This window comes from Kineococcus gypseus (assembly GCF_050871305.1).
Classification (GTDB): Bacteria; Actinomycetota; Actinomycetes; order Actinomycetales; family Kineococcaceae; genus Kineococcus; species Kineococcus gypseus.
Genome location: NZ_JBJLRD010000091.1, coordinates 1 through 8,052, shown reverse-complemented (window position 1 = coordinate 8,052; position 8,052 = coordinate 1). Strand labels below are relative to the sequence as shown.

Here is an 8,052-nt window from a genome sequence, read left to right as displayed (position 1 = left end):
CTCGGTGGTCAGCGCGTTGTTCTGATCCGGCATCGTCTCGGCCGAGAACTCGACGTCGACGACGGGCCCGATGACTCGGGCGATCCGGCCGGTGGCACCCTTGCTGGTGCCGGCCGGCGTCTCGGTGGCGGTGGCGGTCATGATCGCTCCTCGGGTTCCTTCGTCGATCGAGTGCGTGCGGGGTGCGGCGTCAGCCGCGCGAGCCGGAGGAGGCCAGGGCGTCGGCGCCGCCGACGATCTCCGTGATCTCCTGCGTGATGTCGGCCTGCCGGGCGTTGTTGGCCAGGCGGGTGAGGTTCTTGATGAGCTCGTCCGCGTTGTCGGTGGCCGACTTCATGGCCCGCTGGCGCGCCGCGAGCTCGGAGGCGGCCGCCTGCAGCAGGCAGTTGTAGATGCGGCTGTTGACGTACTGCGGCAGCAGCGCGTCGAGCACCGCCTCGGGGCTCGGCTCGAACTCGTACAGCGGGGTCAGCTCGCCCTCGCCGGGGGCCTGCACGCCCTCCACGACCTCCAGCGGGAGCAGCCGGATGACCCGGGGCTCCTGGGTGACCATGTTGACGAAGTGCGTGTAGACCACGTGGATCTCGTCGACCCCGCCGTCGGAGGCCTCGCGGCCGAAGTCGGCGACCAGCCGGTCGCCGATCTCCTTGGCGTCCTCGTAGCGCGGCGCGTCGGTGAAGCCGGCCCAGCTGGCGGCCACCTCGCGGCGGCGGAAGCCGTAGAAGGCGGCGGCCTTGCGGCCCACCAGGTAGGGCGCGACCTGCTTGCCCTCGTCGCGCAGCGCGGCGGTCAGGCGCTCGCCCTCGCGCAGCACGCTGGAGGAGTAGGCGCCGGCCAGGCCGCGGTCGGAGCTGCACAGCAGCACCGCCGCCCGCGTCACCTGCGGCTTCTCAGTGATCAGCGGGTGGTCCAGCGAGGCGTTGGACGCCGCCGCCGAGACCGCCCGGGTCAGCGCCCGGGCGTACGGCGTCGAGGCGCGCACGTTCGCCTGCGCCTTGATGATGCGCGACGCGGCGATGAGCTCCATCGCGCGCGTGATCTTCTTGGTCGCCTGGACCGAGCGGATCTGCCGCCGGTAGGCCCTCAGCTGGCCTGCCATGTCCTGCTCCTCTTCCCTGCTCCGCTCGGTCCCTGCTGTGCCGTCGTGGTCCGCGTCAGCCGCGGGCCGCGGTGGCCCCACCGCGGTTGGTGGTGATGCGCTCCTGCGAGATGTCGTCCGCGTCCGTGCGGCCCTCGTCGGTGTCGGCCGGGGCCGCCGAGGTCTCGCCGGAGGAGAACTGGGGCTTGAAGGCGTCGATCGCCTGCTTCAGCTCCTCCTTGGCGCCGTCCGAGAACTGCTTGGTCTCGCGGATGCCCTGCATGACGCCGGGGTGCTGGCGCTTGACGTAGTCCAGGAACTCGCGCTCGAAGCGGCCGATGTCGGAGACCTCGACCGAGTCCAGCTGGCCGGTGGTGCCGGCCCAGATGGAGACGACCTGCTCCTCCAGCGAGTACGGGGTGTACTGCGGCTGCTTGAGCAGCTCCACCAGGCGCGCGCCGCGGGCGAGCTGGTTGCGCGAGGCCTGGTCCAGGTCGGAGGCGAACATCGCGAACGCCTCCATGGAGCGGTACTGGGCCAGGTCCAGCTTCAGCGTGCCGGAGATGCCCTTGATCGCCTTGGTCTGCGCGGCGCCGCCGACGCGCGAGACCGAGATGCCGACGTCGATGGCGGGGCGCTGGTTGGCGTTGAAGAGGTCGGACTGCAGGAAGATCTGCCCGTCCGTGATCGAGATGACGTTGGTGGGGATGTACGCCGAGACGTCGTTGCCCTTGGTCTCGATGAACGGCAGGCCGGTCATCGAGCCGCCGCCGAGCTCGTCGGAGAGCTTCGCGCAGCGCTCCAGCAGGCGGGAGTGCAGGTAGAAGACGTCGCCGGGGTACGCCTCGCGGCCCGGCGGGCGGCGCAGCAGCAGCGACACGGCGCGGTAGGCCTCGGCCTGCTTGGACAGGTCGTCGAAGACGATGAGGACGTGCTTGCCGCCGTACATCCAGTGCTGGCCGATGGACGAGCCGGTGTACGGGGCCAGGTACTTGAAGCCGGCCGGGTCGGACGCCGGGGCGGCGACGATGGTCGTGTACTCCATGGCGCCCGCCTCCTCCAGCGAGCGGCGCACGGAGGCGATCGTCGAGCCCTTCTGGCCGATGGCGACGTAGATGCAGCGCACCTGCTGCTTGGGGTCGCCGGACTCCCAGTTGGCCTTCTGGTTGATGATCGTGTCGATCGCGATGGCGGTCTTGCCGGTCTGGCGGTCGCCGATGATCAGCTGACGCTGGCCGCGGCCGACCGGGATCATCGCGTCGATGGCCTTGATGCCGGTCTGCAGCGGCTCGCGGACCTCCTGGCGCTGCACGACCGAGGGGGCCTGCAGCTCCAGGGCGCGGCGGGTCTCGGCCTCGATCGGGCCCAGGCCGTCGATCGGGGCGCCCAGCGGGTCGACCACGCGGCCGAGGAAGGCGTCGCCGACGGGCACCGAGAGCACCTCGCCGGTGCGGTGCACCTCCTGGCCCTCCTCGATGCCGGAGAAGTCGCCCAGCACGACGACGCCGATCTCGCGCACGTCGAGGTTCTGCGCGAGGCCCAGGGTGCCGTCCTCGAAGCGCAGCAGCTCGTTCGCCATGACGGAGGGCAGGCCCTCCACGCGGGCGATGCCGTCGCCGGCCTCGCTGACGCGCCCGACCTCCTCGCGCGCGGCGGTGCCGGGGTCGTACGACGCCACGAAGGCGTCGAGAGCGTCCCGGATCTCCTCCGGGCGGATGGTCAGCTCGGCCATGGGATGCCCTGCTCTCCTTCTCGGGTGCTGTCTTCGAGCGGTCGGGGGGTGCCCGTGCTCGTCGCTGGTGCTCGGTCCCGGCTGGGCCGGACCGCCGAGCGGCGGTTCAGTGCGGTGGTGCCCGGTGCCATCATCCCTCGTGGACGGGGCACCGGGCGACGTGGCCGCCGCTCGTCCGCCGAGGGCTCAGCCCGCCAGGCGGCGGCGGGCCTCGGCCAGCCGGGTGGAGACGGCACCGTCGATCACGTCGTCGCCGATGCTCACGCGCAGCCCGCCGACCAGGTCGGGGTCGACGTCGACGTTCAGGCGCACGGCGCGCCCGTACTGCCGGCCCAGGGCGGCGGCGAGGCGCTCGTGGTGCTCCGGGCTCAGCGGCCGGGCGGTGACCACGTGGGCCACCAGCTGCTCGCGCCGGCGCGCCGCGACGCGCACGTACTCCTCCAGCAGCCGCTCGGCGCGCTGGCCGCGCGGGTGGGCGGCCGCCCGGCGGGCCAGCTGCACGGCCTCCGGGGAGGCCTTGCCCAGCAGCAGGCGCGAGACCAGGCTCGCGCGGTTGGCCGCCGGGGCCGCGCGGTCCGCCAGCGCGTCGCGCAGCGCCGGCGAGCCGGCGATCGTGCGCGAGAAGCGGAACAGCTCGTCCTCGAGGGCCTCGAGGCGCCCGGAGCGCTCCGCCTGCGTGGCCACGGCCACGACGGCCAGCTGCTCGCAGGCGTCGGCGATGTCGCGGGTGCCCGACCAGCGCCCCGTCGCCAGGGCGGCGGCGGTCTCGACGGCGGCGGGCGTGACCTTGCCGGCCAGCACGCGCCGGACGAACTCCGCCTTGACGTGGCCGTCGCGCGCCGGGTCGGTCAGCGCGCGGCGCAGGCCGATCGACTCGTCGAGCAGCGAGGTCACCGCGAAGAGGTCCTCGCCGGTGCGACCGGCATCGGCCCCCTCGGCGGCCAGCTGGACGTCGAGCACCTCCTGGGCGCGGGCCAGGCTGACCCGCGCCGCGCCGCTGTCGAGGTCCGTCATCGCGTCGCCACGTCCCGCGGGGAGGACTCCAGCTCGGCGAGGAAGCGGTCGACGACGCCGCTCTGGCGCGCCGGCTCCTGCAGCGACTCGCCCACGATGCGTGAGGCGAGGTCGGTGGCCAGGCGGCCGACCTCGGCGCGCAGCTGCGCGGAGGCCTGGGCGCGCTCGGCCTCGATGGTCGTGCGCGCCGCGGTGGTGATGCGCTCGGCCTCGGCCTGGGCCTGCTCGCGCATCTCCGCGAGGATCGCCGCGCCCTGCTGGCGGGCCTCCTCGCGGATGCGGTTGGCCTCGCCGCGCGCGTCGGCGAGCTGCGCCTTGTACTCCTGCAGCGCGGCGTTGGCCTCGGCCTGCGCGCGCTCGGCCCTCTCGACGCCGCCCTGGATCGCCTCGCGGCGCTCCTCGAAGGCCTTCTCGAGCCGGGGCACGACCACCCTGGCGATGAGCAGGTAGAGGAGGGCGAGGAAGACCAGCCCGGCGATGAGCTCACCGGGGTGCGGCAGGATCGGGTAGGCCCAGGTGCTCTCTTCCTCGGCCGCTGCCGCCATCACCCACGCGGGCATGTGCGCTCCTTAGCTGTCAGTGGTCTCGCCGACGACCCGGACGGGTCACTCGCCGCCCGGGTTGATGAAGGCGAGGACGAAGCCCAGGATGGCGAGCGCCTCGGCGAGCGCGAAGCCCAGGATGGCGATCGGCTGCAGCATGCCGCGGGACTCGGGCTGGCGCGCCACGCCGTTGATGTAGGCGGCGAAGACGAGACCGACGGCGATGGCCGGGCCGATCGCGGCGAGGCCGTAACCGATGACGTTGAGGCTTCCACCCATGGTGTGGATCGTTCCTTTCTCGGACCGGCGCCGACGGCCCCGGGGTCGTTGTGGTGCGGTGGGTCAGTGCTCGTCGGCGAGGGAGCCGGCGATGTACGTGGCGGTGAGCAGCACGAAGATGTAGGCCTGCAGCACCTGGATCAGCAGCTCGAAGAACGACATGACCAGGCCGAACAGGTACGAGACCACGCCCGCGGCGGGCAGCAGTCCCTCACCGTGCAGCAGCAGGTACTCGCCGCCGAGGAACAGCACGAGGATCAGCATGTGACCCGCGAACATGTTCGCGAAGAGTCGCACCGCCAGCGTCAGCGGGCGCGAGACGAAGTAGGTGAAGAGCTCCAGGAGGTACACGACCGGAGCCAGCAGCGGGGGCACGCCCGCCGGCATGAGCGACTTGAAGTAGCCGCCCACGCCCTTCCGCCGCATGCCGATGAGGTGGTACAGCACGAAGACCACGAGGGTCAGCGCCACGGGGAAGGCGATGCGGCTCATCGTCGGGTACTGGATCGGCGGGATGACGCCGAACACGTTGTTGACGAGGATCAGCACGAACAGCGTGAACAGCAGCGGGACGTAGCGCAGGAACTCCTTGGACCCGATGATGTCCCGCGCCACCCCGTTGCGGACGACGCCGTAGAGGGCCTCCACCGCGAACTGCTTCTTGTTCGCCGGGACGACGGCGAGCCGCTTGGTCGTCGCGAGCAGCACCGCGGCGATGAGCACGAAGCTCAGCGCCATCAGCACCATCGGCCGGGTCAGCGCGAAGGCGCCGTCCCCGACGAGCGGCTGCCAGAAGTCCGCCGGCGTGGGAGCCTCGAAGGACTCCTCGCCAGCGGTGGCGAGCGTGGACAGGCTCACAGCGTCTCCTCCGTACGAACGCCAGTGTGTGGACGGGGGGCGGGCGCGGTGCGCCCCGGACCCGCCCGCGTCGGGCGCGGGCCGGGCGTCACCTGCGCGAACCGTACCGGAACCACACGTGGTAGATGCTCAGCGCCATGCCGCCCAGGCTGCCGACGACGGCCAGGAACGACGTCCCCAGCCAGCGGTCCAGCAGCAGGCCCAGCAGGCCGAAGCCGACGATGCCCGACAGCAGGTACGACGCCGCGTTCCAGGCCAGGCTGTCCTGCAGCCGAGCCTCCTCGCGCGCGTCCTCGTCCGGCCGCCTGTCCTCGGGCATGGTGGGGCGAACGGTAGCAGTCGTGCACCTCAGCCCCCCGCACCGGAACGGCCGGCCCCGAGGTCGAACACGGGCAGGCGCAGGTGGCGGAAGGCGGCGCACGCGGCGGCGCTCCACACCACGGTGCAGGCGGCCGCCGAGGCGGCCGCGGCCGTCCCGTCGACGCCGGGCAGGTCGCGCAGCACCAGGACCGCGGTGGCGAGCACCGTGACCTTGAGCAGGTAGACCATCAGCGCCAGCGCCAGGCTGAGCGCGGGCTCGACGTGCTTGAGCACGCGCAGCAGCAGGAACGTCGAGGCCAGGAAGGCGGTGGCCAAGCCGCCGCCCACCAGGGCGCCGAGCGCCGCGGAGGACCCCCACAGCGCCCCGACGCCCGTGCCGGCGGCCCACGCGAGGACGACGGGGGGCAGCGAACGCCGAGGGACGACGCTGAACACGTCGTCGGCACTCCTGGTCACGTCAACTGCCCTCTGTCGTCGGCGGGTCGTCCGGGGTTCGGCTCGTCGGCGCGTCCGCGGCGCTCCCGTGCGGGGGCCGTGCGGACTTCGTGAAAGCTATCACGAGCGGACGCACCTCCTACGCACCGTCGTGGACGCCCTGGCGCGCCCGCCCCGGCACCGCGGCGACGTCCGCGCCGACGTCCGCGCCGACGTCCGCGCCGACGTCCGCGCCGACGTCTGCGCCGACGCCGGCGGTGACGTCCGGGTCGCCCGGCGTGCCCGGCAGGGGCGCCCGCCGGCGCGAGCGCCGCCAGAACAGCGGGCCGAAGGTGAGGGCCAGCACCGCGCTGCCCGCCGCCAGCGCCACGGCCAGGGCCTGCACCGCGGGCAGGAAGGCGTACGAGGCGGCGCCGAAGCTCAGGAACGCCGCCCAGGAGTACATGACGAGCACGGCCACGCGGTGGGAGTGCCCCATCTGGAGCAGCCGGTGGTGCAGGTGCTGCTTGTCCGGGTGCCAGAAGGCCCGGCCCGCGCGGGTGCGGCGCACCACGGCCAGCAGCATGTCGCCCAGCGGCACCAGCAGCACCGCCACCGGCAGCAGGAGCGGGAAGAACGCCGGGGCGATCTCCTCGTCGGCGACCGTCTCGGGGTCCACGGTGCTCGTGGCCGCGATCGTCGCCGTGGCCAGCAGCAGGCCCAGCAGCATCGAGCCGGAGTCGCCCATGAAGATGCGCGCGGGGTGCGCGTTGTGGGGCAGGAAGCCCACGCAGCAGCCCACCGTGATCGCGGCCACCAGGGTGGCCAGCGAGGAGAAGTCGTCGGGGAACTGGGCGCGCTGCAGCGCGTAGGAGTAGAGGAAGAAGGCCACCGCGCCGATGCCGACGATGCCCGCGGCCAGGCCGTCGAGGCCGTCGACGAAGTTCACGGCGTTCACCGAGACCAGCACCACGAGGATCGTGATCGCCATCATGGCCGGCGCCGAGAGCAGCGTGACGCCGCCGATGGGCAGCTGCAGCAGGCTCACGCCCTGCCAGCCCATCACCCCCGCGGCCAGCACCTGCCCGGCGAGCTTGGTGACCGCGTCGAGCTGGACGACGTCGTCGGCCACCCCCACCGCGCACACGATCGCCGCGCCCACCAGGACCCACTGCGGACCCGGGGAGGCCTCGAAGACGCGCGAGGTGAACGGCACGCGGCTGGCCACCAGCAGCCCGGCGCCCAGCCCCAGCAGCATCGCCACGCCCCCCATGCGCGGCACGGGCACCGAGTGCACGTCGCGCTCGCGCAGCGGGGTGACCGCGCCGACGCGCTGCGCCAGGCGGCGCACCAGCGGCGTGGTCAGGTAGGTCACGGCCGCGGCGACGACGAGGACCAGCAGGTAGACCCGCACGCCGGATCAGCCCCCCGGCGCGGCGTCGGCCCGCTCCCCCGGCACCGCCGCCCCCGGCTGCGGGTCCGCCCCCGCCCCGGGCCCCGCCCCGGGCTCCGGGTCCGGCTCGCCCGGCGGGTCGTACCAGCCCGAGGGCACCGCCCGGCGCAGCTCCTCCTCGCTGAGGGCGCCCACCCGCAGCACCCGCAGCGGCCCGTCGGAGGCGTCGACGATCGTGGAGGGCGCGCCCCGGGTGCTGGGGCCGCCGTCGAGGTAGACGCGCACCGAGGCGCCGAGCTGGTCGACGGCCTCCTGCGCGGGGGGGGGGGGGGGGGGGGGGGGGGGGGGGGGGGGGGGGGGGGGGGGGGGGGGGGGGGGGGGGGGGGGGGGGGGGGGGGGGGGGGGGGGGGGGGGGGGGGGG

The 8,052-nt window shown here is 73.8% G+C and carries 10 protein-coding genes; all 10 read right to left on the bottom strand.

Annotation, left to right across the window (positions count from 1 at the left end; all coding sequences use genetic code 11):
- Positions 1-190: 190 nt before the first annotated feature.
- Positions 191-1,099: a F0F1 ATP synthase subunit gamma gene (locus tag ACRYMN_RS20390; protein WP_432499192.1), complete on the bottom strand. Its 909-nt coding sequence runs from the start codon at positions 1,097-1,099 to the stop codon at positions 191-193.
- Positions 1,100-1,154: 55 nt separating this feature from the next.
- Positions 1,155-2,810 carry a F0F1 ATP synthase subunit alpha gene (gene atpA / locus ACRYMN_RS20385; protein ID WP_432499190.1) on the bottom strand — a complete coding sequence of 552 codons (1,656 nt, stop codon included), beginning with the start codon at positions 2,808-2,810 and terminating at the stop codon, positions 1,155-1,157.
- A gap of 186 nt (positions 2,811-2,996) precedes the next feature.
- Entirely contained in the window at positions 2,997-3,824 is an 828-nt protein-coding gene (locus tag ACRYMN_RS20380; protein ID WP_432499188.1) for a F0F1 ATP synthase subunit delta, read from the bottom strand.
- Positions 3,821-4,384 (bottom strand): F0F1 ATP synthase subunit B, encoded by a 564-nt coding sequence (locus ACRYMN_RS20375; protein WP_432499186.1) that lies wholly within the window; start codon positions 4,382-4,384, stop codon positions 3,821-3,823. Before ACRYMN_RS20375 ends, ACRYMN_RS20380 begins: the two co-directional genes overlap by 4 nt.
- Positions 4,385-4,429: 45 nt before the next feature.
- Positions 4,430-4,645 (bottom strand): ATP synthase F0 subunit C, encoded by a 216-nt coding sequence (locus ACRYMN_RS20370; RefSeq protein ID WP_166611252.1) that lies wholly within the window; start codon positions 4,643-4,645, stop codon positions 4,430-4,432.
- Positions 4,646-4,708: 63 nt separating this feature from the next.
- Positions 4,709-5,503 carry a F0F1 ATP synthase subunit A gene (gene atpB, locus ACRYMN_RS20365; RefSeq protein WP_432499183.1) on the bottom strand — a complete coding sequence of 265 codons (795 nt, stop codon included), beginning with the start codon at positions 5,501-5,503 and terminating at the stop codon, positions 4,709-4,711.
- Between the two features lie 88 nt (positions 5,504-5,591).
- Entirely contained in the window at positions 5,592-5,822 is a 231-nt protein-coding gene (locus ACRYMN_RS20360; RefSeq protein ID WP_432499180.1) for an AtpZ/AtpI family protein, read from the bottom strand.
- A 29-nt stretch (positions 5,823-5,851) separates the two neighbouring features.
- Positions 5,852-6,280 (bottom strand): Cg1360 family ATP-synthase-associated protein, encoded by a 429-nt coding sequence (locus tag ACRYMN_RS20355; protein WP_432499177.1) that lies wholly within the window; start codon positions 6,278-6,280, stop codon positions 5,852-5,854.
- Positions 6,281-6,398: 118 nt separating this feature from the next.
- Positions 6,399-7,652 carry a glycosyltransferase family 4 protein gene (locus ACRYMN_RS20350; protein ID WP_432499175.1) on the bottom strand — a complete coding sequence of 418 codons (1,254 nt, stop codon included), beginning with the start codon at positions 7,650-7,652 and terminating at the stop codon, positions 6,399-6,401.
- Positions 7,653-7,658: 6 nt separating this feature from the next.
- The coding region (locus ACRYMN_RS20345) for an L-threonylcarbamoyladenylate synthase (RefSeq protein ID WP_432499173.1) at positions 7,659-8,052 on the bottom strand (394 nt) is incomplete at its 5' end.

Bases quoted from the DNA above. Each gene is read 5' to 3' on its own strand.
- ACRYMN_RS20390 (WP_432499192.1), bottom strand. From the start codon at position 1,099: ATGGCAGGCCAGCTGAGGGCCTACCGGCGGCAGATCCGCTCGGTCCAG.
- atpA (WP_432499190.1), bottom strand. From the start codon at position 2,810: ATGGCCGAGCTGACCATCCGCCCGGAGGAGATCCGGGACGCTCTCGAC.
- ACRYMN_RS20380 (WP_432499188.1), bottom strand. From the start codon at position 3,824: ATGACGGACCTCGACAGCGGCGCGGCGCGGGTCAGCCTGGCCCGCGCC.
- ACRYMN_RS20375 (WP_432499186.1), bottom strand. From the start codon at position 4,384: ATGCCCGCGTGGGTGATGGCGGCAGCGGCCGAGGAAGAGAGCACCTGG.
- ACRYMN_RS20370 (WP_166611252.1), bottom strand. From the start codon at position 4,645: ATGGGTGGAAGCCTCAACGTCATCGGTTACGGCCTCGCCGCGATCGGC.
- ACRYMN_RS20360 (WP_432499180.1), bottom strand. From the start codon at position 5,822: ATGCCCGAGGACAGGCGGCCGGACGAGGACGCGCGCGAGGAGGCTCGG.